At 36.7% G+C, this 25,763-nt stretch carries 25 protein-coding genes and 1 pseudogene; 12 read left to right on the forward strand and 14 right to left on the reverse strand.

What is annotated here, in order from left to right; genetic code table 11:
* Positions 1-54: 54 nt before the first annotated feature.
* Positions 55-816: an exodeoxyribonuclease III gene (locus NTY12_04095; protein ID MCX6793181.1), complete on the reverse strand. Its 762-nt coding sequence runs from the start codon at positions 814-816 to the stop codon at positions 55-57.
* Positions 817-998: 182 nt separating this feature from the next.
* Between NTY12_04095 and NTY12_04100 the strand changes: the two genes are divergently transcribed.
* Genes NTY12_04100 through NTY12_04135 form a run of 8 tightly spaced genes read left to right on the forward strand, consistent with a single transcriptional unit; the run spans position 999 to position 8,812 of the window.
* The gene (locus NTY12_04100; protein MCX6793182.1) at positions 999-1,754 is read left to right on the forward strand and encodes a thioredoxin domain-containing protein; all 756 of its coding nucleotides are present in this window, start codon (positions 999-1,001) and stop codon (positions 1,752-1,754) included.
* The gene (locus NTY12_04105) at positions 1,741-2,787 is read left to right on the forward strand and encodes a pilin (protein ID MCX6793183.1); all 1,047 of its coding nucleotides are present in this window, start codon (positions 1,741-1,743) and stop codon (positions 2,785-2,787) included. The genes NTY12_04100 and NTY12_04105 overlap by 14 nt, the downstream gene beginning before the upstream one ends.
* A 20-nt stretch (positions 2,788-2,807) precedes the next feature.
* On the forward strand, positions 2,808-3,959 hold the full coding sequence (locus NTY12_04110; GenBank protein MCX6793184.1) for a D-alanyl-D-alanine carboxypeptidase family protein: 1,152 nt from the start codon (positions 2,808-2,810) through the stop codon (positions 3,957-3,959).
* A gap of 11 nt (positions 3,960-3,970) precedes the next feature.
* Positions 3,971-5,194 carry a transglycosylase SLT domain-containing protein gene (locus NTY12_04115; GenBank protein MCX6793185.1) on the forward strand — a complete coding sequence of 408 codons (1,224 nt, stop codon included), beginning with the start codon at positions 3,971-3,973 and terminating at the stop codon, positions 5,192-5,194.
* 4 nt (positions 5,195-5,198) lie between these two features.
* Positions 5,199-5,522, forward strand: coding sequence for a hypothetical protein (locus NTY12_04120; GenBank protein ID MCX6793186.1), 324 nt, complete (start codon positions 5,199-5,201; stop codon positions 5,520-5,522).
* A gap of 6 nt (positions 5,523-5,528) precedes the next feature.
* A complete protein-coding gene (locus NTY12_04125; protein MCX6793187.1) occupies positions 5,529-6,743 on the forward strand; it encodes an NlpC/P60 family protein in 1,215 nt (404 codons plus the stop codon).
* On the forward strand, positions 6,740-7,348 hold the full coding sequence (locus NTY12_04130) for a 3D domain-containing protein (GenBank protein ID MCX6793188.1): 609 nt from the start codon (positions 6,740-6,742) through the stop codon (positions 7,346-7,348). The genes NTY12_04125 and NTY12_04130 overlap by 4 nt, the downstream gene beginning before the upstream one ends.
* Positions 7,349-7,363: 15 nt before the next feature.
* Entirely contained in the window at positions 7,364-8,812 is a 1,449-nt protein-coding gene (locus NTY12_04135; GenBank protein ID MCX6793189.1) for a hypothetical protein, read from the forward strand.
* Positions 8,813-8,861: 49 nt separating this feature from the next.
* Here the strand turns inward: NTY12_04135 and NTY12_04140 are convergent, their stop codons facing one another.
* Positions 8,862-9,233, reverse strand: a complete 372-nt coding sequence (locus NTY12_04140; protein ID MCX6793190.1) for a hypothetical protein — start codon at positions 9,231-9,233, stop codon at positions 8,862-8,864.
* 84 nt (positions 9,234-9,317) lie between these two features.
* Here NTY12_04140 and NTY12_04145 point away from each other — a divergent pair, with 84 nt between their 5' ends.
* From NTY12_04145 to NTY12_04160, 4 genes are all read left to right on the forward strand, one after another.
* The gene (locus NTY12_04145; GenBank protein ID MCX6793191.1) at positions 9,318-9,530 is read left to right on the forward strand and encodes a hypothetical protein; all 213 of its coding nucleotides are present in this window, start codon (positions 9,318-9,320) and stop codon (positions 9,528-9,530) included.
* Between the two features lies 1 nt (position 9,531).
* On the forward strand, positions 9,532-9,735 hold the full coding sequence (locus NTY12_04150; GenBank protein MCX6793192.1) for a DUF2283 domain-containing protein: 204 nt from the start codon (positions 9,532-9,534) through the stop codon (positions 9,733-9,735).
* Between the two features lie 3 nt (positions 9,736-9,738).
* Positions 9,739-10,323: a hypothetical protein gene (locus NTY12_04155; GenBank protein MCX6793193.1), complete on the forward strand. Its 585-nt coding sequence runs from the start codon at positions 9,739-9,741 to the stop codon at positions 10,321-10,323.
* A 127-nt stretch (positions 10,324-10,450) separates the two neighbouring features.
* A complete protein-coding gene (locus NTY12_04160) occupies positions 10,451-10,804 on the forward strand; it encodes an endonuclease domain-containing protein (protein MCX6793194.1) in 354 nt (117 codons plus the stop codon).
* A gap of 562 nt (positions 10,805-11,366) precedes the next feature.
* On the opposite strand, the pseudogene rpoC reads toward NTY12_04160, so the two are convergent.
* From rpoC to NTY12_04220, 12 genes and pseudogenes are all read right to left on the reverse strand, one after another.
* Positions 11,367-15,122: pseudogene (gene rpoC / locus NTY12_04165) on the reverse strand (DNA-directed RNA polymerase subunit beta').
* Positions 15,123-15,140: 18 nt separating this feature from the next.
* On the reverse strand, positions 15,141-18,593 hold the full coding sequence (locus NTY12_04170) for a DNA-directed RNA polymerase subunit beta (GenBank protein ID MCX6793195.1): 3,453 nt from the start codon (positions 18,591-18,593) through the stop codon (positions 15,141-15,143).
* A 368-nt stretch (positions 18,594-18,961) separates the two neighbouring features.
* The gene (murE, locus tag NTY12_04175) at positions 18,962-20,371 is read right to left on the reverse strand and encodes a UDP-N-acetylmuramyl-tripeptide synthetase (protein MCX6793196.1); all 1,410 of its coding nucleotides are present in this window, start codon (positions 20,369-20,371) and stop codon (positions 18,962-18,964) included.
* A 21-nt stretch (positions 20,372-20,392) separates the two neighbouring features.
* Positions 20,393-21,349 (reverse strand): peptidoglycan bridge formation glycyltransferase FemA/FemB family protein, encoded by a 957-nt coding sequence (locus NTY12_04180; protein ID MCX6793197.1) that lies wholly within the window; start codon positions 21,347-21,349, stop codon positions 20,393-20,395.
* 1 nt (position 21,350) lies between these two features.
* A complete protein-coding gene (locus NTY12_04185; GenBank protein ID MCX6793198.1) occupies positions 21,351-21,611 on the reverse strand; it encodes a DUF3850 domain-containing protein in 261 nt (86 codons plus the stop codon).
* A 113-nt stretch (positions 21,612-21,724) separates the two neighbouring features.
* Positions 21,725-22,285, reverse strand: coding sequence for a Holliday junction branch migration protein RuvA (gene ruvA / locus NTY12_04190; GenBank protein ID MCX6793199.1), 561 nt, complete (start codon positions 22,283-22,285; stop codon positions 21,725-21,727).
* Positions 22,286-22,292: 7 nt separating this feature from the next.
* Positions 22,293-22,619, reverse strand: coding sequence for a hypothetical protein (locus tag NTY12_04195; protein MCX6793200.1), 327 nt, complete (start codon positions 22,617-22,619; stop codon positions 22,293-22,295).
* A gap of 1 nt (position 22,620) precedes the next feature.
* Positions 22,621-22,944 carry an ASCH domain-containing protein gene (locus NTY12_04200; protein ID MCX6793201.1) on the reverse strand — a complete coding sequence of 108 codons (324 nt, stop codon included), beginning with the start codon at positions 22,942-22,944 and terminating at the stop codon, positions 22,621-22,623.
* Entirely contained in the window at positions 22,941-23,414 is a 474-nt protein-coding gene (locus tag NTY12_04205) for an adenylyltransferase/cytidyltransferase family protein (protein MCX6793202.1), read from the reverse strand. The genes NTY12_04200 and NTY12_04205 overlap by 4 nt, the downstream gene beginning before the upstream one ends.
* Positions 23,415-23,513: 99 nt before the next feature.
* On the reverse strand, positions 23,514-24,428 hold the full coding sequence (locus NTY12_04210) for a M48 family metallopeptidase (protein MCX6793203.1): 915 nt from the start codon (positions 24,426-24,428) through the stop codon (positions 23,514-23,516).
* A 2-nt stretch (positions 24,429-24,430) separates the two neighbouring features.
* The gene (locus tag NTY12_04215; GenBank protein ID MCX6793204.1) at positions 24,431-25,165 is read right to left on the reverse strand and encodes a hypothetical protein; all 735 of its coding nucleotides are present in this window, start codon (positions 25,163-25,165) and stop codon (positions 24,431-24,433) included.
* 1 nt (position 25,166) lies between these two features.
* Positions 25,167-25,745, reverse strand: coding sequence for a hypothetical protein (locus NTY12_04220; protein MCX6793205.1), 579 nt, complete (start codon positions 25,743-25,745; stop codon positions 25,167-25,169).
* Positions 25,746-25,763 lie beyond the last annotated feature (18 nt).

A 25,763-nucleotide genomic window follows, 5' to 3' on the forward strand; every position in this document is an offset into this window, starting at 1 on the left:
TTAGTTGCTAGTAGTTAGGTGTTCGTCGTCTAACAACCAACAACCAGCTACTAATTACCAATTAATCTCTATTCCCACCGGACAATGATCAGAACCCTTAACCTTATCTAATATAAAAGCCTGCTTAACATTACCCATTATCTTAGCCGAAACCAGGAAATAGTCAATTCTCCAGCCAACATTACGTTCACGAGCCATAGCGCGATACGACCACCATGAATACTGCTTTGTATCAGGCTGCAGTGACCTAAAAGTATCGACCAAGCCGGCCTTCAAGAATTCTCTGCCCCAATAGCGTTCTTCATTGGAAAAACCTGGACTACCAATATTCTCTTTTGGTCGCGCTAAGTCAATTTCTTCCATAGCCACATTAAAATCTCCAGTAATAATCACCGGCTTTTTCTTCTCCAACTTCTTAACGTGCTTCAGAATTGCCTCATTAAAGGCTTCTTTATAATCTAAACGAACTAATTCTGGTTGAGCATTAGGAAAATAAGCGTTAATAAAGTAAAACTTCTTAAATTCGGTTGTTTGTATTCTGCCTTCATTATCAAATTTCTCGATGCCAATACCAGCTTTATATGACAAAGGAGCTTCTTTGCTTAAGGTAGCAGTACCGCTATAACCAGGCTTTTTGGCTGGATTCCAGACTTCTTTATAATCTCTAAAATCAAAATCATGAGCCGCTCGACTAACATCATCAATCTTTATCTCTTGCAAGCCCATTATATCTGGCTTGTAGCTATGCAAAAAATCCGTAAATCCATTACGGACACAAGCACGTATTCCATTGACGTTCCAAGATATAAGCTTCATAAGAGACCTTGGTTATTGCTTATTAATATATTGAAGAAAAGTTAGTTGTTGGTTGTTGGTCACTAAAAAATATTATTCCATTGCAAACTAGCAAGTCGCTACCAACAACCATTTACTAGCAACTAGTTACTAAACATTGTATAATAAAGTATATCTCACTAAGCTCCTTATCGGCAAACCAAATGGAAAATCAAGTAACAGTACGCTATCACCGCAGAATAAAAATCATTACTGGAATTATTGCAATTCCGATCGCACTTATTGTTATAGCAATAATTTTTGTGTTTGTTTCTAGTGTTTTTTATCGAAGCGAAAAGATAAAGCAAGGAGACTACACTGCAATTACCCAAACAAATAATTCAATCACTGAAAATGTTACACCAAACACCAATATTGAAAATTTGTATGACACAACAAAACAGAAGCTAATTGAAGGCCTTGGTAACCAATCTTTTGGCTCAGAAAATCCAAAATTAACGATTGTTGAATTCGCTGATTTTGCTTGCCCTTACTGCAAAGCCTCTTACCCAGGTCTTCGAGAATTAGCAACAGTCTATAAGGATAAGGTTAAAGTAGTTTTTAGAGATTGGCCGGGCCATACTAATTCCCTCTCCTTGGCCTTAGCCGCTCACTGCAGCGGAGAACAAGGTAAGTTCTGGGAAATGCATGACAAATTATATGCCAGCCAGAGCACCAGCTTTGGAGCTGACAAAAACGACCTAGCAACATTAGTAGCAGAACTAGGAATATATAATGAGCAATTTCAAAGCTGCTTTGATAATCAAAAATATCTATTTCGTGTGCAAAAAAATATTGCTGACGGACAAGATCTTGGCATCAAAGGAACTCCGACCTGGTTCTTTAATGGCAATAAAGTCGAGGGCGAATTAAGCCAACAAGATCTAGAAAAAATTATTAAACAATATGTTGCGCAGTAGTAAAATACATTTACTTGTTTTTTGTTTAATAACTCTAGGATTATCTTATGAGGTAGCATTTGCTGCCAGTGAACCAATCGGTTGTTGCACAATGCAAAATATAAAGACCACTGACATAACAAGAACCTCTAATACAACTGATAAAAACTGTCCGACCGACAAATTTGTTTACAAAAGACTAAACTGGGAAGCTGATAAAACCAGCAAGGACCCAAAAAGTAAATGTTCTGAAAAAACCGCGCCAACAAAAACTAAAAAAGGAGAGGAAACGACTTTCACGCCGCAAGTCTCGATTCCTGGCGGAAATTTTAATGCCGGCACAGCTATAACCTTGCCTAGTAACGTCTCAGCCATCGCTGACTATATAATTACTGTATTTAAGTACTCTGTTGGTGTCATGGGGATAATAGCCGCTATTGTCCTAATGTTTGGCGGAATACGCTGGTTAACAGCGGCTGGTAATCAAGCTATTATTGGCGAGGCTAAGAAATATATTATTTCTAGCTTAAGCGGGCTTGCTTTAACACTTGGTGCATTTCTATTACTTACAACAATTAATACCAGTCTAACTAAATTTAAAGTTCCGGATGTTTCTAGACTAGAATATATCAGCCTTAGCACTGGTTGTTGTGAAAAAATCGACAACAATGACGTAAAAACAACCATGAACAGCGCTAAGGACACATGCAACTCTGAGCAAATGCCTGGTTTTAAAAGTGTAACTTTCAAAGGACCTAATTATACAGCCGACGCTAATGAATGCGTTTTAAATATTGGTTGCTGTATTGTAGAGTCGTCAGAGACATCGGTTTGGATTCGATATGATACTCAACGAATGTGCATTGAGAATGTTAAAAAAGAAAACTGTGACAAACAAAGTAGTAACTGGATTAAAAGATATATTACATCCTTCTTTCATTCTACTTCATGGAGCTCAAGTATTAATTTAGGAAAGAAGTGCGTAGAACTACCGAACTGTAAAGATCAACTAATATGTCAAAATGAAAGTGAGTGCGAGAAAAAGCTAAAATAGTAGCTTGCAATTTAAAGACTATGAATAATTATCATAAAAAAATTTTACTAACAATTATTATTTCTTCTATAATAATATTTTTTGGCAATTCTGCCAGAGCTGAGGAAATCGGCTGCTGTGAAATTAATCCTTCGCCCGGATTTCCACGCGTTGAAAATTTAACAAAAAGTAAATGCATGGCCAATAAAGTTACTGGCGCTGATTTTAATTCTACGGCAGTTTTCAAGGCAAACCAAAAAGTTTCTGATGATGGTAAAAGCTGTGTTGACGCTAATATCAGTAAACCATATGAAGGCCCAAGTAAAATAACTGCGCCTGTTTTAAGCGTCTCTATTCCTGGCTTTGTTAAATTCAGTAATGTTAACTGCGACAACCCGGATGTACCATGTCAAATTCCATGGCTAGCAGAATATATTAAAGCCCTCTACCAGTATAGCGTTATAATAATCGGTATTTTAGCCGTTATTGTTGTAATGTTAGGCGGAGTCTTATGGCTAACCGCGGCTGGCAACAAAGAAAGAATAGGCTCAGCTACTAACTTTATTAAAGGTGGAATCATGGGTCTGATAATTGCCTTAGGATCCTATGCGTTGCTTTTCATTCTTAACCCTAATCTAGTTATTTTAAGCTCTATAAATATTGCATATGTAGGGAAAAACGATTTAAATGAACCAGAAGCACCTATTCTAAATGGCAGCGAATCAGATTACGATGAGCAGCCAGATGGGTGTCCGAAAGATAATGAGCTTGCAAAAGTAGAAGGAGTTAAATGTATTGCTGGAGACTGTAGGGCTAGAATAAAAACTGTTGAAGGAATCAAAAAAGCAGAAGAGGTGGCCAGTAAAAAAAAGGCTAACCTAGAAATTCATTCGGCTCTGCGAGATATGAAAACGCAGGAAGCACTATGGGAAAAATATCATCACAACAGAGCATTGGTCGCTAAACCAAGCTGTGGAGCTCCTCATGTGCGCGGGATTGCGATTGATGTATGCTTAAAAGGAACCGGCTCTTGCAAAAAAATGGGGGGTGAACCGCCATCTAATGCTTACTATAAAGATGAAGACACTGACAAACTTCAAGCTATTATGAAAGAGGCTGGATGGATACGATACTGTGGGGAGTGGTGGCATTTTCAATATCAAGCACAACCTGCGAAACCTTGTTCACCTTGATATATATAACTATGATAAAAAATAAAAGAATATTTTTAAACACATTTCTTATTAGCTTTATTTTTTGCTATGGAATATTTTTTGTTTCAATTGCTAGAGCTGAAAGTGGTTGTTGTTGTTATGGTTTCGGTGAATACAAAAGATGCCAAACACTAGACAGTCTTACATGTAAAAAATGCGATAAGGAGGGAAACTGCGGAGAATTTGAAGCTGGTAAAGTACCATCCAGCGACAAAACTAAATGTGTTAATAGCCCAACCACAACAACTAATAATTTACCAAACCTAAAGCTGGACGCACCTGATCTTAAAGTTTCAATTCCAGGGATGGACAAACTTCAGCCAGTTACTTGCACTGAAAGCGGATGCTCAATCCCCTGGCTAGCTCAATATATCGGTGGCTTACAAAAATATGCTATTGGAGTTATTGGTATTATAGCGGCTATTACTATTATGCTTGGCGGAATAATCTGGTTAACCGCTGCCGGTAGCTCGCAGAAAATTGCTGATGCTAAAAAATGGATTATTGGCGGCTTAAGTGGCCTGGCCTTAGTGCTGGGATCTTACCTATTGCTATATTCCATAAACCCTAAATTAACAGTGCTTAATAACTTAGAAATAACAAGAATAACAAAATACGATCTATCAGAATTAGTATTTGAAGGTCACGAACCAATGTTTGATCCTAAAAATGCTAAACCCATAACCGACACAACCTACGATGAAACATTCAAAAATTTTGCTGCTTGTATAGGCATAGACTGGCGTATCTTTAAAAGTATCGCCTACAAAGAGTCCGGGCTCAATCCTAAAATTGTAAATAAATTTGGTTTTACGGGTCTTTTCCAAACTAAAAAGAAATACTGCCCTGAAACACTAAGGGAGCTCGGGTTAGATGTAAAATTATGTGACAATCCCGGCATTACAGACCCCTTTGTTAATACCGCTATTGCTACGGCCATGATGAAATCTCATAAAAAAACCATTGAATCAAAATGTAGCTCATCATCAGACAATACAAAAATGTATATGACATACTTTGGCAACGCTAATGGAGGAGGTGCCTTGAAAAGTGCTATCAACAAGTATGGTTGTGGTGTTGGATCTTGGCCAGAAAGTATTCATAAAGGAGCTACGCTGGACTACAACAAACAAGTTGTCGAAACCATGCTAGCTCAAGGTGTGACTAAATACACAGATACAGCTGGCAATGGTAAATGTCCTGATAAAAAATAAAATTATGAAAATCATCGTGAGTATAATCATAATATATTTATTTGCTAACATATCTCTTGCTAATGCTGAATACTGTCAATTAACGACCATACAGCCGGGAATGTATTGCAGCACAGAATTAAAAGATATAAACTGGCAAGAAAAAGATAAGAAAATCTGTTCAGACCAAATCTCAAATAATAAAAACGAGAAATGCTGTTGCATTGCTGAAAAACCCAAAGAAGCAAAAAAAATGTCACCAAAATATATTATCATCGGATCACTGTTAATTGTTTTCGGAATATTAACTACGTATTTCTTAGTAACGAAAAATAGCCAAATAAGCTAACACTCTATGAAAAAATATTTACCAGTCGGGATCAAATCAACGTTTTTATTAAGTGTATTTTTCTGGGCTTTTATTTTATCAACTTCGAGTGCTAAAGCTGAAGATACTGTTTGCTGTAAAATTGATCATATTCAAAATTTTGGCTACACAGAATACAAGGATTTATTAGAGGCTGAATGTAACGGTAAAAACAGCAACGACCCAAAGGTAACCGCTACTCCATATAAAGGTAAAAAAGTAGGCCGTGCACCTGGCGCTAGTACGGACAGCTGCATCGATAAACCAGCCAGTACAACTGATTCATTAGGTAGCTCATTGCCGAAATTTACCAACCCGCTCGGTAATCCTGTTTTATCAGTCAGGCTTCCAGGCTTTGCTGGTTTTAGTAAGATAGAATGCAAAGAAGTTGATGGTGCACAAGAATGTACTATCCCCTGGATTGCCGAATACCTAACCGCGCTTTATAAATACGGCATTGCAGCTATAATTATATTTGCCGTTATTGTAATGATGATTGGCGGCGTCGTCTGGCTAACTTCAGCCGGCAATGAGCAAAGAGTTAGTGACGCTAAAAATTGGATTAGCGGAAGTCTCTTTGGTATTTTAATTGCTTTAAGTTCATTCATGATTTTAACAATCATAAACCCAGCCCTAACCAAGCTGTCACCAATAAAAATAGCTACAACGGAAAAACAAGACTTAGATGAGTATGAAATTGACGTAGATTCTCCTGGAAACAGAGACACCACCGATTGCCCTAGCGGGGTAACATCGATAGATGCATTAGCAACCTACTTCACTAAAACAAAGAAGCTAGCCTACAGTCAACCAAAAAGAGGAACCTGCGAAGGGGATACTTGTTATTGCGATTGCTCTTGGTTTAGCGAGCATCTAGGTCGCTGCTCTAATTTACCCGAAGTAGATGGAGAGGGCACAAGCGCTAGCTTGATGACAAATTCAAAAAAAGTAAAAATAACTAAAAGCGATTGTGACAATCCAACCTTAAAAGCAGGCGACATAATAGTATATCGCAATCCAGCAAACACCAAAGGTCACGTTATAACTTACATAGGAAATAATAAGGTAATTGAGTGCGGTGGAGGTGGCTTGAGTAAATCAGCCCTTGAAACAAGCGGCAGAGTTACTATTAGTGACTGGAAATTAAGGTGCAATGGACACGTATTAAAAAATAAAGCTGGAGCTTATTATATAAAAAGATGATATCAAAAGTTATAAAAATTTTACTAATTATAATACTTGGTTATTTAGTATTTTTAATCTCTACTGAGGATGGGGCTTACTGGACTAAATTCAAGCTCTATCGCCTACTCCTGACTAAGCCAATTGAAAAAATACGAGAAGACTATTCATTACAAAGTTGTAAGGAATTTTCCGCAGAAGAAGAGACGAAGGGTTACTTCGAAGCATTTATTACCGGCTACTGTAAACCTAAAGTTTCCGAATATAAAGATAGACATGATTTTCTCTGTGCAATAGCCTTAAATTGTTCTTGCCCTAACGGGACTAATGAAAAAGAAAAATGTTCATCAAATTCATTAAGCTGGTCTGCCTGCACTGAATTTAATGACAGTAAAATAGCTTATTGTAATAAAACTGCCTCCACGATTGAACCAAAGACTGGGCATGTAGCAGCCGACTGGAATTGTTTTCCCGAGAATACTCCATTAGAGATTGATAATCAAACATACAAAGTAACTGATAAAGGTGGTATTATTAAAGGACGACGCGTTGATATTTGGTTTGATAATTGTAACGATGCTCTAAAGGCAACAGGAATTTATAAAATAAAAATACCTAAATTATAAAATATTTCAATTCCCATGAAAAAAAATAAAATAAACAAAATATTTTTAATTATACCCTTATTTATATTGCTTATTAGTTTTGTTTCACCTGTACAAGCCGAAAAAGTTTGCTGTGAATTAAGAGGCGGAATTCATGGTACCTGTGAAGGCCGTTTAGATCATCAATTTGCAGAGGGTGATTGTTCAAAAATAACTAAACCAGGTTGCGTAGACACTATTACAGTAACCGATTTAGGTAACTGCAAAAGTCTTACCCCGGTTAAAATAGAAACTAAACCAAGTGACCCAATAATAATTACACCGCAGGTTTCAATTCCAGGATCAAATTTTATTGCTGGTAAAGGCGTAACAGTACCCGAAAGCACTGCCCCGATCGCAGAATATCTTTCTGCTATTTTTAAATACTCGGCCGGCATTATTGGTATAATATCGGCTATTGTAATGATGTACGCTGGTGTGCGCTGGATAACAGCTGGCGGAAATCCTAAAGCAGTTAGCGAAGCTAAAACCTATATTGCCTCCAGCTTGAGTGGTCTAGCTCTAACCCTAGGTGCTTTTTTACTCCTATCTACTATAAATTTAGATCTGGTCAATTTTAAAATTGATAACTTAAAGTATATTAAATATGAAAAGCTAACTCAAACTTTAAGTGCAGAAGAATTAAAAATTAATACGCAAACTAGCTATCCGCCAATGCAGGAGGCGCCAGTAAAAACAAAAGTTACAAGCTCAACGAACATTAATAGTCTATATAGCCTTTTAAAAATACCACACGCATATGCTCAAAGCGGAGCCTTTTTTGATCCTCCGGGAGTTAACGATTTTAATTTTATAGTTTATCAATGCGGCGATAAGGGTTCAGCATTAGGGGGGATTAGAAACCTTGACTACTCAAAATCTAACGGATCAGATAAATGTCAATGCACAGAAGACAAAATAACAAATAACGAAGAATGTGGAAATAAAAATAGCAACTACTCAACTATTTGTTCTTCGGGATGTGGGATGGTATCAATGTTTATGGTTATACTATCTTATTTCCCAAGTCTTCAGTATTCGCAAGACTCAGCTGACTATTTTTTACAACTTAGAGATTTTTTATTATCAAAAAATGAATACAGAATATGTGATGGAGGAACAAAGCAGCCTGGTCTAATTGCAGCTGCCAAAGCACAAGGATGGAACGGAAAAGAAGTAACTCAAAAATGTGCTGAGGCGCTTTTAAGAGCACAATATCCAGTTATAGCAAGCCTCAATGCGAATTCTCCTTGTACCGATTTTGGACACGTAGTAGCATTAGCTAACATCGATGGTAATGAAGTTCTGGTTAGAAATCCTTCAAAAAAGAATGAAGCTGAATGCCAGGGATATCAAAAATGGCCATTAAGCAGCGTTAACTATTATCTATTCTTATACCCCGAAGGGAAATATCCTAAAAATGTAAAAGCGTCTGATTGTTTATAACAAAAAAAATACTTACTCAATTCCTAATCGAAGAGTAAGTATTTAAATCTTATTTAGTTACACGTTTTTTAACAGGAGCTTCTTGTATCCAAGGATAACTATCTTTAGTATTAATCTTATATTCCTCCTCGCTCAGACTTTCATTTAAAGTAGCGCTAGAGAGAACACTAGAAGAATCGCTAATAGTTAAACTATCTTGAACCTTATCTTTTAATATCTCGGTCTTTTCGCTATCACTACTCTCACTAGTAATAGTCTTATTTACATCCGACGGAGCGTATATCGCTAGCAAAGAAGCTAGTAGGATTCTCTGCAATGCAGGTTGAGATAGAATACGTTTTAGAATATTCTTTTTTCTCTTCGTAACATCTGCGTTCTCGTCCTTCTCAGGATAATTAAAATTTCTTTCTTTAAATAACATAGTGCACATTGCTTAATTTGCGAAATTTATATTAACATAATAATAACATATATTTATTAAAAAGTCAATGCTTACTATAAGAATATGATCTACTTTACAAAATACGCTGATAAAAAATTTGATATTCTAAATGATCATAAAGTCTATTTTCGTAAAGAAGAAATAGAGTTAACTTTACAAACGCCTGATATACGAGGCAAAATTGGACAACTTCTGACGGCACAAAGAAATAATATTAAGGTGGTTTATCAGAAAGAAGCTGATATTAAAAGAGTTATTACTTTCTATCCTGTCTAATATGCACTACGACATTGAAGCTAACATTATTAGTTGGGAAATTGGACAAGGTAAAATTAGCCATGTTAAAGAATTTGGTAATTTCATTGTTCACCTATCAAAAGCTGGTAAACCAATTCTAATAGAAATACTTAATGCCTCAAAATTCAAGAATAAATTAAGTAGAGTTGAAACAATTAAACTAATCAATGAAGCAATAAGCTAAAATATGAATAAAATAAAAATCTTCCAAAAACTACCACCCGAGGCTGTAATAATGGCAAGTTCTACGATCGGATTATTTGCTGCCATATTACCTTTAGGAGTCTTCATGAAACACACAGAAGTAAAATTATTTTTATTATTCACCGCATTGGCAATTTTTTTATTTTTAGTTTTATTTAGCATTATAATACTAACAATTATACGAGAAGAAACAGGCGCCCTAACTACTAAGATAGTTATCTACAGCCTAGCATTACTAGAAATAATTGGTCTTATAGCAATCTGCACTTTTATGACCACTAATTGGAAGATTGTGACAAATGAAATAGGTTGGTTATTACCAACTTTACTCTTTATAGCTCTAATACTTTCAAAGCCCGCGCTTTCTAAAAATAGTTTTATATTCAAGGCCGCTGGTGACTGGATATTAACAATTATAATTCTAGCTTTTATAATCGTTCTTCCTCTTGCCTGGTTTGAGAACAAAATTATATTTTTCTTCTTCCTGCTTGCCGCCTTTGGTTTTTCCGCTATGTTTTGGCAAAATAGTTTACGCCACTATCTCAAGTGGATAAAAAAGCAATTTTAATAAAATTCAGCTGCTCCCATTTAAAACATTACAAAATTGAGCATTGATTAATCTACCCTACCCCCTTCCCCTCCCCATTCGCAAGCGAATAGGGAGGGGTGACTTTTATTCAGCTAATATTATTGATATGTCGTATATTAATAAGCTCATAATAGCCAAAGAATTTAGAAATAAACCAACAGCGGCAGAAGATAAATTATGGAAAGTAATAAAAGATAAACAAATACTGGGTTATAAATTCAGAAGACAATATGTCATAGCTGGATTTATCTTAGATTTCTATTGTCCAAAATTGAAACTAGGCATTGAGGTTGATGGTAGTATTCATAATATTCAAACTAATAAAAACTATGATATGACAAGAGAAGATATTATTAGACAATATAATATTAATATTATTAGGATTACTAACGCAGAAGTTGAAAACAATATCTTAACTGCATTAAAAAGACTAAAGGAATATATTAAATCTATAAAATAAAACTTCTTGCTCTAATCTCCCCTCCCTATTCGCATGCTTGCGAATGGGGAGGGGGCCGGGGGTAGGGTACGTTTTATTTATTGCGCTGCCGCTAGGGCTTACTTTTGTATTGCCAAATTAACAAAAGCTTTGGGGGCTTCAACTCGCTATTACATTGTTCGCCTTTTGTGTCGACAATCACGGCGCTCGATTCAGCCCCCAAACCCCTTGTCTTGTTAAATATCTCAAGAGCAATTAACCAAACAAAAATAGTTTATCCGGTTCCCCTCTTTGTGCGATAGCACAGAGAGGGGCAAGGGGTGAGTTGAGTTAATCAAATATTTAGGCAAAACAAAAACACCTCGACGAAATGTCGAGGTGTTTTATTATCTATAAATTATTCTTCGTTAGAATCCCCTTTTGACTTATAACCAGTTCCCGCAGGAATTGGGCGACCAATAATAACGTTTTCTTTTAGTCCTTCTAAGCGGTCGATCTTACCAGTAATAGCGGCGTCGATCAAGACTTTAGCTGTTTCTTGGAAAGAAGCAGCGGACAAGAAGCTATTAGTCGACAAAGAAGCTTTGGTCATACCCATCAATAACTGGCGACCAGTAGCAATCTTTTTATCAGCCGTTTTAGCTTTATGATTCTCGCGGTCAAAGACAGCTTTTTCAACAACTTCACCAACCAAAAAGTCTGTCTCAGCTGGATCAAGAATATAAATACGAGAGAACATCTGACGAGCAATTGTTTCAATGTGTTTGTCATTCAAAGGCTGACCTTGGGATGAGTAAACATACTGAATTTCTTTAACAATATATCTTTGTGTTTCAGCAATACCTCTTAACTCATACAATTGCTGCAAGTCTAAGCTACCGTCAGTTAATTGATCACCAATCTTTACTGTAGCACCATCCTTTACCCAAATGTTAAAGGTGCGAGGCACAGTGTATTCATGAACTTTTTCAACTGGAGCAATAACCTTCAAATACTTTTCTTCTAATTTAACTTTACCTGGACGGTTGGCCTTAATAACAGCTTCGCCGGCCTTAAATAACGGAGTATCTTTCTTTACCTTATCACCATCAGCGACCAAGACTTCAACCTTAGCTTTCTTTTTCTTAACTGTTGTCGCTGTTTTATCTTTGCTTTCCATGGCCTTAGCAGACATAGTAGCTTCAGCAAAGTAGTACTTATCAATTTCTTCGCCATCATAAGCGACAGCCACTAATCTACCTTGTGAGGTTCCACCTTCATTACGTAATTCAGTAATCTTAACCGTACCAGCCACGTCAGCAATGTAAGCTTTACGTTTTGGTGAACGAGCTTCAAAGATTTCTTCAACACGAGGCAAACCTTGTGTGATATCGTCTTGGTCGGCCACACCACCAGTATGGAAGGTACGCATAGTCAACTGTGTACCAGGTTCACCAATGGATTGAGCGGCAATAATACCAACGGCTGTACCGATCTTAACCAAACGGTTATAGGCCAAGTCAAAACCATAGCATTTCTGACAGACACCACGGTGTAATTCACAGCGGCTAACGCTGCGTACTTCAATTTCTGGAATATCTTCCTTAGCAAATTCGTCAGCTAAATCTTCAGTTACTAATTCGCCTTTCTTAAGCAAGACTTTGCCGGCGGTGTTCTTCAAGTCAGAAATAATATAACGACCAGTAATACGTTTAATAAGAGCGCGACCCATTTCATCACTTTCTTCTTTGGTCATAACAATACCGCCCTTAGCACCACAGTCTACAGCTGTAATAACAACGTCTTGAGCAACGTCGACCAAACGACGGGTCAAGTAACCAGCGTTTGAAGTACGCAAAGCTGTATCAGACAAACCTTTACGTACACCGTGAGTCGCAATAAAGTATTCCAAAACATCGAAACCACGTTTGAAGTTTCCTTTAACAGGCAATTCGATAATTTTACCAGAAGGCGAAGTAACCAAACCTTTCATACCAAGAATCTGAGTTAGCTGGGCATATGAACCACGAGCACCAGATTCAATCATGGAATAAATTGGACCATTCTTATCAAGTTCATTGGTACAAATAGCAGTAATTTCTTCCTTAACCTTTGTCCAAACTTCAATGACCTTACTGTAGCGTTCACTTTCGGTTAACAAACCTTCTTCATAATATCGCTGAATTTCTTCAGCTTGATTTGTGGCCTGATTAATCTTGGCGTCAATATTTTCAAAATCAGGCAAGTCAGACATACCCCAAGACAAACCAGTGCGAGTAATATAATCAAAAGTTACGCGCTTGACGTCGTCTAATAATTGAACAGTTCTTTCTTCACCAAACAAGCGGAAACATTCTTTAACTAAAGCTTTTAGTTTAGATTTACCAATAACCTCGTTAACGAACTGAAGTTTTTCTGGCAAAAGTTCATTGATAATAACGCGACCAATATTGGTTTCAACAACACCTAGTTCACCCATCATAATACCAACCTTTTGACGCAAAGTAATTTTACCAAGTTGGTAGGCGGCTTTGGCTTCTAGAGGTGAATAAAAATATTTACTTACCTTTTCATCCTGTCTAATGGTTGTCATATAAAATGAACCCCAGACAATATCCTTATCAGGTGAAACAACTGGATCTCCAGTGGCTGGCTTCAAAAGGTTATGTGAAGCTAACATTAAATCACGAGCTTCAGCAATTGCCTCTTCAGTCAAAGGTACGTGAACCGCCATTTGGTCTCCATCGAAGTCAGCGTTAAAAGCTGTACAAACTAAAGGATGGATTTGAATCGCCAAACCTTCAATCAAAACTGGATGGAAAGCCTGAATACCAAGTCTGTGCAAGGTTGGAGCACGGTTTAACATGACGTAAGCGCCCTGAATAATCTCTTCTAGAATATCCCAAACTTCATCATGACCAGCTTCAATATAACGTGAAGCACTGCGGACATTGTGAACAATCTCGCGCTTGATTAATTTGGAAATAATAAATGGTTTGAATAATTCAATGGCCATGCGCTTTGGCAAACCACATTGATCAAGTTTTAAGCTTGGGTTAACCACAATAACGCTACGTCCTGAATAGTCGATACGCTTACCAAGTAAGTTCTGACGGAAACGACCTTGCTTACCTTTTAATGAGTCAGCCAAAGACTTAAGCATACGCTTCTGACCAGTTGAAGCGACAACAGTTTTACCGTGTCTAATTGAGTTATCAATCAAAGCATCAACCGCTTCCTGCAACATACGTTTTTCGTTACGACAAATAACTTCTGGTGCATTTAATTCTAACAATTGCTTTAAGCGATTATTGCGGTTAATAATACGACGATATAAATCGTTCAAATCTGAAGTAGCAAAACGACCACCATCTAAAGCAACCATTGGGCGCAAATCTGGAGGAATAACTGGAACGACGCTCATTACCATCCAAGCTGGATTAATACCATTAGCTTTCAAGTTCTTAAAGAACTTCAAACGCTTAATAAGCTTATCCTTCTTAGATTCAACAACGTCTTCTAAAATCTTTTCTGAATTTTTAATTTCTTTTTCTAGATCAAGTCTTTCCAAAAGCTTACGAACAGCTTCGGCGCCGATCCCGGCAGTAAAGATGTGACCATATTTCAAACTTAAATTCTGATAGGTATTTTCAGAAATAATTGCCAAAGGTTTTAATTCTTTTAATTCTTTCTGAGCTTGTGTAAAAGCATTATCCAAAGCAGCAATTTTTTCATCGCGAGTTTTTTCTAAAGCCGTAATCTCCTGCTCTACCTTGTCAGTAATTTCTAATTGGCTCTTACCATCTTTAGCTAATTTAGTTTTCTGAGTTTTAATCTTGGAAACCTGTTCACTAAAATCAGCTTCCATGGCTTTTTTCTTAGCCTTGTATTCTAATTTTATTTGATCCAAAGTAGCTTGTTTTAATTCTTCATTAACATCAGTAATAACAAAGCTAGCAAAGTAAACTACCTTTTCTAAAGATTGCATGGATAAATCCAAAGCTAAACCAACCTTAGAAGACAAACCGCGCAAAAACCAAATATGAGTAACTGGTGTTTCTAATTTAATGTGACCGAAACGTTCACGACGAACAAGTGAGCGAGTTACTTCAACTCCACACTTATCACAAACAATGCCGCGATAACGAATCTTTTTATATTTACCACAATAACATTCCCAGTCTTTTGATGGACCAAAAATCTTTTCGCAGAACAAACCATCTTTTTCTGGCTTTTGAGTACGGTAGTTAATTGTTTCTGGACGAGTCACTTCCCCGTAAGACCACTGAAGAATGCTTTCTGGTGAAGCTAACTTAAGCTTGATAGCTTCGAAGTCATTAGTTTTAATCGGATTGATCATAAAATTAATTAAAGCGGGTTATTCAGCAGCTTCATTTTCAACCACTGGAGCTGACTCTGGGTTGGGGAATGAATTCTGTCTTGGTAAGTCCATTTCATCGCCGGCTTTTTCCAAGTCAATTGGCCGGTTATCGCTGTCTAGTAATTCAACATCAAGACCTAGACCTTTCAATTCGCGGACCAAGACGTTGAAAGATTCAGGTACATTTAATTTCTTTATAGTTTCACCTTTAATAATTGATTCATAAGCCTTAGAACGACCAGCAACGTCGTCTGACTTAATGGTCAAAATTTCTTGTAAACAATGGGCAGCACCGTAAGCTTCCAAAGCCCAAACTTCCATTTCTCCGAAACGCTGACCACCGAATTGAGCTTTACCTCCCAAAGGCTGTTGAGTAATAAGTGAGTATGGACCAATTGAACGTTGGTGAATTTTATCTTCAACCATGTGGTTCAATTTGAGCATGTACTTATAACCAACTGAGACTCTGTTATCAAAGTCAGCTCCGGTTTTACCATTAGTCAAAACAACCTTACCGTCTTCTGGTAAACCAGCACGCTTAAGTTCATTCTTAATCTGTTCTTCAGTAATTCCGTTTAATGGCGGAGTCGCTACTTTGTAATTTAATTTCTGGGCTGCAAAACCAAGGTGAGTTTCAAGTAACTGACCCAAGTTCATACGGGAAACAACTCCTAATGGAGATAGAATAATATCGATTGGTGTACCGTCATCCAAGAAAGGCATATCTTCAACTGGAACAATCTTAGAAATAACACCCTTGTTACCGTGACGACCAGCCATTTTATCACCGGCGCGAATCTTTCTTAAGTTAGCGACTGTGATTTGAATTGATTGAATAACACCAGCGGAAAGTTTATCACCCTGTTCGCGGGAGAAAATCTTAACGTCAATAACTTTTCCGTGTTCACCATGTTCAAGGTAGAGTGAAGAATCACGAACATCCTTAGCTTTGTCACCAAAGATAGCACGCAACAATTTTTCTTCAGCTGATAATTCAGTTTCACCTTTTGGTGTAATCTTACCAACCAAAATATCACCGCTTGATACTTCAGCACCAATACGGATAATACCCTTCTCATCAAGGTTCTTAAGTTTTTCTTCTGAAATATTTGGAATGTCGTTAGTAACAATTTCTGGACCAAGTTTAGTGTCGCGGACATCGATGGTGTAGTTCTCAATATGAACTGAAGAATAAAAATCTTCTTTAACTAAACGTTCAGAAATAATAACGGCGTCTTCATAGTTATAACCTTCCCAAGTCATGAAAGCGACTAAGACGTTATTACCTAAAGCTAATTCACCTTTATCAACAGCTGAAGCATCAGACATAAACTGACCTTTCTTAACATGATCACCGCGGTTAACAATTGGACGTTGGTTAATACAGGTTGAAGCGTTAGAACGTAAGAATTTGCTCAAAGGATAATTATGGTCATGACCATTCTTATCACGAACAATAATTTGTGTTCCATCAACCTTAATTACTTCACCATCTTCCTCTGCCAAAATAGCGTGACCAGAGTCAGAGGCCGCACGAGCTTCAACACCAGTACCAACGATTGGAGCGCGAGCTGCAATCAAAGGTACGGCCTGACGTTGCATGTTTGTTCCCATCAAGGCTCTAATTCCGTCGTCGTGTTCAAGAAATGGAATTAATGATGTAGCAACCGAAACGATTTGGTTAGCGGCGACGCCAATCAAGTCAATCTTCGAAACGTCTTCTAGCGCAGGTTCACCATATTTTCTGACTTCAGCTTTATCAACTAAGAAATAACCATTAGCATCGTTCGGCGTAGTGAAAGCAGTAGAAATATATTTTTCTTCTTCAAAAGCATCAAGGTAAACAATTTCACTGGTTATAACTGGCTTAATCGGAATAGTAACGGCGACGCCGAGTTCAGAGTGAAGTTCTTTAGCGATTTTTTCAGTAATCTCGACACCGGCTTTTAAGACGACTTTACCCTTTGAATCAAGAACGTCGTCGCGAGTAATTTTACCAACCGTTAATTCTGGTTTATTTTCAATATCATGCAAAACCTTACGGTAAGGCGCTTCAATAAAACCATAGCTGTTAATACGAGCATAGCTAGCAAAGTGACCAACCAAACCAATGTTTGGACCTTCTGGAGTAGCAATCGGACAAATACGGCTGTAGTGAGTGGTGTGCACGTCGCGGACTTCGAAACCAGCGCGTTCACGAGTTAAACCACCAGGACCCATAGCTGACAAACGTCGTTTGTGTTCCAACTCGGCCAAAGGGTTTGTTTGGTCCATGAACTGTGACAACTGTGAGGACATGAAGAATTCCTTCACTACGCTCATAACTGGACGGGCATTAATAAGTTTATTTGGAGTCAAAGATTCAATCTCCAAAATACTCATCTTATCTTTAATAATACGTTCCATACGTGCCAAACCAATACGAGCCTTATTCTGAATTAATTCACCAATAGCACGAACGCGACGATTACCTAAGTGGTCAATATCGTCTTCTTTATCTTGAGTAATGTTTAAGCGAATAATTTCGGAAATGATAGCAACTAAATCTTCACGGCGTAAAATACGAGTCGATTTATTATTAGGAATATCAAAACCAAAACGCTTATTTAATTTATAGCGACCAACGCGGTCAAAGTCATAACGATCAAAACGGAAGAACATGGAGTGAATCAAAGATCGAGCGTTGTCAGCGGTGGCCAAATCACCTGGACGAATACGCTTATAAACTTCAATTAAACCTTCGGCTTCATCTTTAGCTGTATCTTTACCTAAAGTAGCTTCGATATAATCAACCTCTGTCATTTCAACATGAGCAAACAAAGCACGAATTTCTTCATCAGTTCCATAACCAAAAGCACGCAACAAAGAAGTTACGGCAACTTTACGCTTACGATCGATACGAGCCCACATAACACCAGAAGCATCAGTTTCAATTTCAATCCAAGCACCACGGTTAGGAATAATCTTAGCGCCGTAATATTTTCGTCCGCGGATTAGCTCTGTTGTAAAAATAACACCAGCGGAGCGAATCAACTGAGAAACAATGGCACGTTCAATACCATTAATAATGAAAGTTCCGTTTTTTGTCATGATTGGAAAATCACCCAAGAATACTTCTTGAGTTGTTTTCTGATCATTCTTTTTATTTAATAATGTAGTTTGAACACGCAAAGAAGCTTCGTAGGTAACATTCTTCGCTTTGCTTTCCGCCTCATTGAATTTTGGTTCATCAAAATAGTACTCGCCAAAATGAAGTTCTAAATCGCGACCAATAAAATCTGTAATCGGAGAAATCTCGTCAAACAAATCAGCTAAACCTTCTTTAAGGAACCATGCGTAAGAATCTTTTTGAACTTCTATTAAATCAGGCATTGGGATAGTAGCATCCTGATCAATAAAATATTTACGTCCGGTCTCGAGGCGTACCGGCACAGAAGACGTTTTTGGCATAGGCGGAAATATTATTAGTTAATACGGCAAACATCTCAACGATATATTGAGATGTCAGTTATGGAGATTAATTTAGTTGTGGGAAGGGTTAGGACAGCGTATATGATTATAAAAAACCCTCGTAAAAAAACAAAAAAACGGCCTATAAACTACGAAATCTGTGTATTTGAGAATTGATAATACACTCTCTGGCCGTTCACTTTATTAGTATAAAATTTGCTTAAATAAGCCTTTTTATACTAACAACAATTTAATACCCTGTCAACAGTTTAGCCGCCCTTTTAACTAGAATTGTCAAGACTAGTGTTTTGTATTTAATATAAGCCAAATATCGATATATACTCAAGTAAAAACCAGGGGCTTGCTTTTTAGTTATCCACAGCTTTTGAGACGATGCTTAATTCCTCTCTGCAGACTTTACGATCATCCCATTTTTCCTTCTTACCTTTAGCTCGACAAATGGCTTGTTCTGAGCCTTTACCAGTTATAAGCACAACATCATTGTCTTTGGCTAATTTTAGAGCTTTATTTATTGCTTCACGACGAGATAATTCAGTGAAAAGATTGAAATTACGCTTTTTACCAGCTGATTCAGCGCCCTGGGCTACGGCTTCAATAATCAAAGATGGATTTTCATCATAAGGATCTTCGTCAGTCACAATCACAATATCAGCCATTTCACCGGCAATTGCACCTAAAATAGGGCGACGAGACTTGTCGCGACCACCGCCAGTTGAGCCTAGGACATGAATAATCTTGCCATGTTTAGATTCATTAATAGTTTCATACAATCTTTTAACGGCATTTGGCTCAAAGGCATAATCAACAATAATACTAAAGGACTGACCTTCATCAATTTTCTCAAGACGACCAGGCACGCCGGAAACTTGCTCTAAGCCGACTCTAATCTTATCTAGACTAATCCCCTGCGTTAAACCAACTGTGGCGGCTGCTAAGATGTTAGTTAAGTTAAAACGACCTAACATATTAACTGTAATTGGAGTTTTATTGATAATAAGTTTTCTTTCTGTATCAGTTTGAGAAATATCAGCTACCACGCGATTAACTGATTCTTCGAATAGGCCTGGGACTTTTTCATTGCGTAAGTTAAAAGCAAATTTTTCTTCGGCCCAAAAGCTAGCAAAGTAACTAGCATACTGATCATTAGCATTAACAATCGTAGTTTTCTTAACGCGATTCAAACTAAGCTTCTTAATCCCCTCAACTTTATGTACTTTCTTATTATCATCAGTGTATTTTGTTTTACAATCTTTGAGGCGAGAGAAAAGCATACCTTTAGCTTCGCGATAATTATCAAAGCTGCCATGTGACTCAATATGTTCTGGATAAAGACCAGTAATCAAAACTACATCATAATCAATGAAGCGATGACGATACTGCACAATACCTTCAGATGAAGTTTCAATAACAGCATACTGACAACCATTCTTTAACATCTTACGTAACATCTTGTGCGTAAACAAACGACCGACCATGGTCATCTTTTTATCATTAATCCAATCGCTATTTCCGTCCGAAAACATAGCGGTTGAAGTATAACCAACTTTGTAGCCGGCACCGCGCAGCATTGAAGCAATCAAATATGTTGTCGTAGTTTTTCCAGTTGTACCAGTTACGCCAATCACAATTAACTTTTGACTTGGCCAACGATAAACAATATTAGCTGTGACGCCTAACAAAAAATGATAAAGCGGCCAAGCCATATGAAATAATTTTTTTGGTATAAAACGTTTAATGATTTGTAGAGCTCTATCCATATTCTTGTAATCTGAATTATATTAAAAAAGACGACGAATGCCGCGAAGTATATTATAACCAAGATAAATCGTCGGAGCAAGTATTAAATCAAAAGTCCCAGGATAATCAACATTGTGTCCTTTAAAACCAAGTTTGAAGCGCGTCACCCCTGGCCATTTTTTTTCATCAATACCGTGCCAATCATAATAAGTCAGACCTTCAGCTTTAGCTTGTTGAATCATTAACCAATGTAAGACATAGGGCGCCATTAATTCCCTATTAGCTGATGATGAGGCACCATGCAAATAAGTCATGGTATTACCAAACTTAGAAAAAATTCCGGCGGCAATCACCTCATTATTATGTCTTATAGTTGCTAACTGCACCGCACCTGAGCTAATCATTTTTTCATAATAAGATTTATGATGCGAAGAAAATTTATCACGCTGCGTTGTTTCTTCCATCAATTTCCAAAATGATTCAATGTCAGAATCATTAGCTTGAAACTTTAAATCCTTTTTTAAACCAAGACGTATATTATAACGGGTTTTTGAATGCATTAAATTTAGAATTTCTTCTTCACTATTTTTCAAGTCAGTATAAAAAGTATTGCAGGGTTGAACATCAATGACTCGTTTTAGATTATGATTTACAAAAGTAGCGTCAGGTTCAAGGCGAGCAAAAACTAAAGTTTTATTTTTCTTAAATAAATTATTCAAATTATTAAGTAAAACTGGCCAGAGATTAGCTGAGCCTAAAACGGGTCCGCGTGGAATATAATAATATTTTTTTGCTAAGGGCAAATGATGTTCAAAGACAGAAAAATAAATAGTTTTGTTTTCATGCTCAAAGGAAAAAATATGAGCTTTATGTCCAATACTCTCTTGAAATTTTAACCAGGCGTTAGATTGTAAAAACTGGCAAGGCGAACAAGACACTGAGTAGGCGTCTAGTTTAGCTAATGATTCTTGATTAATTTCTAATTCCTGAAAATTCATTTTATTCTAACGACATTATTTGAAAACCCTTATCATTAACATCCTCTTCTTTCCAAAAAGCAACTTCTTTAGTCTTCAAAATATAAGTAATCTTCTTCTCTAAAGTTCTACCAGTATATTCTTTAGTCGAAGAATCCCATTCTTCAAGCAACAGCGTATCGCCAACAGCGCAATCAAAATCAAACAAACGACAATCAAATTTTTTTGAACCATTCAGAGTGGCCTGAAATTCTTCTGGCCATGATTTCTTTTTTATTATCATATATTTTACCATCTTTAATTGTCTGAACCACGGATTACACAGTTGAGCAGATTAACGCAGATACTTTTATCTGTGAACATCTGTAAATCAGTGTCATCTGTGGTTCTGACTTTTTAAATATTTTTTAAGGCTTGTTTAATTCTTTCACCACTATCAGTAATTGTTGCGTCAACTTTAGCGAGCGCATCACGTGCTTGCGGCGCTGAATACCCTAAGGCCATCAAAGCGTCTAGTTCATCTGATCCACCGCTACTAATAACACCAGCCTCACTAATGCTTCCCATTTTATTACGTAATTCAAGAATAACTCTTTCCGCGGTTTTTCTACCGATGCCCGAGACTTTAGTTAAAGTGTCGGCTTCGCCGCGAGAAATAGCTGAGCGCAAAGCGGCAGCTGGAGCTAAACCTAAAATGGCTAAACCTGATTTTGGACCAACACCAGAAACGGAGATTAATGATTCAAATAAATCTAGCTCATCAAGTGTTTTAACGCCGTAATGTTCAATAGAATTTTCACGAGCGGCTTCATGCAAATATAATTCAATATCAGCATCAATTTTAGTTTCTGCAAAAACAATTGGCGTAACTGTTATACGATAACCTAAATCACCCACACGAATTATTAAATCGTCTTTTAATTTTGAGATGACTGTTCCTTTGATGTATGACAACATAATTTTTTTATAAAGCTTCTAATGGATAAATATCACAAGCTACTTCTTCATAAGGATGAGCTTTTTTTATAGCCTCTACAACATCTTTAATTATGGCCCGCGGGCAAACCATTTCAATACGTTCTTCAGCCACTTCTTCTAGCTGTCCAATTTCTCCAATAGCTGGATTAGCTCCGGCGTTAGGCACAAAACGACCAACGCCATTCGAAGAATAACTACAAAAACTATAGTTGCCGATTTTACCAGCTCCAGCTTGGCCCATAGCTTGCCTAACAGTTTCGGCTTGATCAACTGGAACAAACACAACAATTTTTACATTAACTGATTGATCCATATTATAACATTTTAAAATTTATTATCTTTACTACAGTATCCCAATTAACTTTTTCTCCATAATAATTTTGATAATTTTGAAGCATTTCTTCTTTATCTTTAAAGGTTTCATGGCCATTAAAGTCAGCTTCTTCGATTTCAACTAGCTTCTTTTCTTTGACCGCGGTAATTTCCACTTCGCAAAATTTTTCTTTTGTTTCCCAATTTAAAAATTCAACCTTATCTCCAACACTCAAATCTTTATCATCAAATAAACGCCAAGTAACAGTTTTTGTTCCTGCTAAAATTTGTTCGACTAAATGTGGTCTAAATTTAAGTGTTTTCATATCAATTTTGATTGTCTTTTCTTATGAGCACTCAAAAGCCAAGAACTAGACTGAATTTTACCACCCTTACCAATATTAAAAATCATTTTAGTACCAAGCTTTTCACAAACCGGAACTTCGGGAATATTTGAATGTGTTCTGTCGCCGCCGTTAGCAAAAATATCAGGTTTAATTTTTTTAAGTTCATTACAAATACTCATATCTTTAGTCCCCTTTTTATGGAAACTCAAAACTACTTTATCAACCCATTTAATATTTTCAATTAATTCTTTGCGTTCTTTATCAGGCATAAATGCAAAGCCTTTTTTCAATTCAAGCCAATTATCATTATTCAAAATTACAACCAAATAATCACCTAATGATTTAGCGGTTTGAAACATTCTAACATGTCCAACATGAAGTGGATCAAAGCCGCCGCTAACGGCTACGATAATTGATTTCTTATTCAATTTTTTATTTTTTGGTTTCATGTTAATTTTTTTTGTCATCCTAGCGCAAGCTAGGACCCAGGATTTCACCGTAGTACATTTAACCCTGGGTTCCAGCTTTCGCTGGAATGACAGTAAGTATTACTTAATCTCCATTCCCCTTAAAGCCGCGACTCTTTCCTCGACCGGCGGATGTGTCATAAAAGCTTTAGTGAAAAAACCAATTTTCTTTTCTCCATTTTCTTTAAACGGCGTAACAATATATAGATGCGCTGTTGCGCGATTAGCTACTTCTAAAGGCTCAGAATCTTTCGAAATCTTTTCGAGTGCGCTAGCTAGCGCTTCAGGATAGCGCGTTAACATTGCTCCATCAGCGTCAGCTAAAAATTCTCTTTTTCTTGAAATCGCAAACTGTAACATATAAGCAAAAATCGGCGCTAAAATCGCGAGAACGATAGCCACAATAGTTATGACCAAAGCGATTTGCCCGCCCTCACGATCATTAGAACGACGACCACCAAAAATACTCCAACGCATAAACCAATCAGCTAATAAGACAACTACACCGACTAAGACGGTCGCCACTGTCGCGAGCAAAATATCGCGATTACCAATATGCGAAAGTTCGTGCGCAATCACTCCTTCTAATTCTGATTTTTCTAGTTTGGCAACAATGCCAGAGGTTAAGCAAATTACAGCGTGTTCAGGATCTCGTCCAGTAGCAAAGGCGTTCGGCGCCGTGTCTTCAATCACATAAATTCTCGGTGCTGGTAATCCTGCAGTAATGCACAAATTTTCTACCAAGCGATATAGCTCTTTATTAGTTTGCATATCAACTGGATGAGCACTACTCATAGCTAAAACAATTTTATCGCTCCACCAATAACTAACAAAGCTAGAAACAATACTAAAAATTACAGCGATATATAAAATCGCTGAATTATTCATGGCTTGCGAAAATACCCAACCAATAATAATAACTGCGACGAAAAACACAGACATTAAAATCCAGGTGTTTCGTTTATTAGAATCTATTTGAGTATATAGTGATGGCATAATTAATTTTTATTAAGTTTTTCTTTGATAATATCTGAATAACTCTTTAAGCATGACCCATGAATTTCTTCTTGCAATTCATCAAGATAAATATCTAAATCTTCTCTGAACGGATCTAAATCTTTTAAAGCATAAGCCCAAGCGTCTCTTTCTTTTCTTAATAACAATTCACTGTTGAATTCAATGTCCTTACCCTCATCAATTGAGTTACGAGCAGTTTTCTTAGCATGACGCTCAGAAGGATTACTTCTTAAATAATCCTTATAATGCCCAACTTCATGAAGCAATGTAACAAGTCCTTCTGGCGTCCATGGATCTTCTCCTAAAATAATTACTTTGTTATATATATCAATGTATGATTGGCCTTTACCTATCTCTATGTTAAAAAGAACCTTACCCTCAGGGAAAGCCTCATTTAGATCAAAACGCCCAACTTCATTTTCAATAACAAAATTATCAAGTTTTCTACCATTTTTAAAGATATTTAAAATATCATCCAGGGGTAAATCTTTATAATCTTGTATCGCTTCTGCTTGAGTCTTATAGAAAATAGGTCTTGAATAATCTAAAGCAATACTTGTTGTTCCTAATTGAGCCTTAAAAGAATCTTCGGGTTTTTTATAGTCATAGTCTGTGGTGCCAAAACGATAATAGCCTGAAATCATCGGATAAGACTCTTCTTCATTATCTTTCTCTAATTTACTATTTAAATATGGACTATTAAATATTTCCTTCATATTAAGCAATTGATTTAAGTTTATTTTTACCTAATAAAACTGAAGCGAAAACTAAATAATTTGTTAAGATTATAAATATAGGATAGATCAACAAAATAAAACTAAATGAGCCAACAGCAACCGCGCCGAATATTCCTGAAGTTCCAGACATAAACCAAGTGCTAGTTGTTTCTGTAGCTGGCTCTTTATAAGCTTTTATAATAGTAAGATAAACACCGATAGCACTAATAATAATTACCATGAAAAGTGCATAAGCAGAATTATTAGTAAAGTACCAAATAACTAAACCTAGCACAGTAAAAATAATTGCTATTATATCTTTTTTTACTAAACCACCAACACCGTATTTTATAGACAGTAAAAATATAAATAACACAACTAAAGTTTGACTACCGGTCAACCAAAGTGAATCACCTGCCCCTTTGGCTAACTGAGAGAAAAACGCAACACAACCTAAGATTGTCCAAATAAGCCAGGAGGCTCTTTCTGGTTTAGTTTTCTTTCTAAATATATCGCGTACATAAGGTATGATCGCAATTATACTTAGCAAAGCAGAAATGTAGCCAAAAATTTGTAACATTAAATTTTTTTATTAGAA

It is taken from the genome of Candidatus Falkowbacteria bacterium, assembly GCA_026396835.1.
In the GTDB taxonomy this organism is placed as follows: domain Bacteria; phylum Patescibacteriota; class Patescibacteriia; order Patescibacteriales; family Patescibacteriaceae; genus Patescibacterium.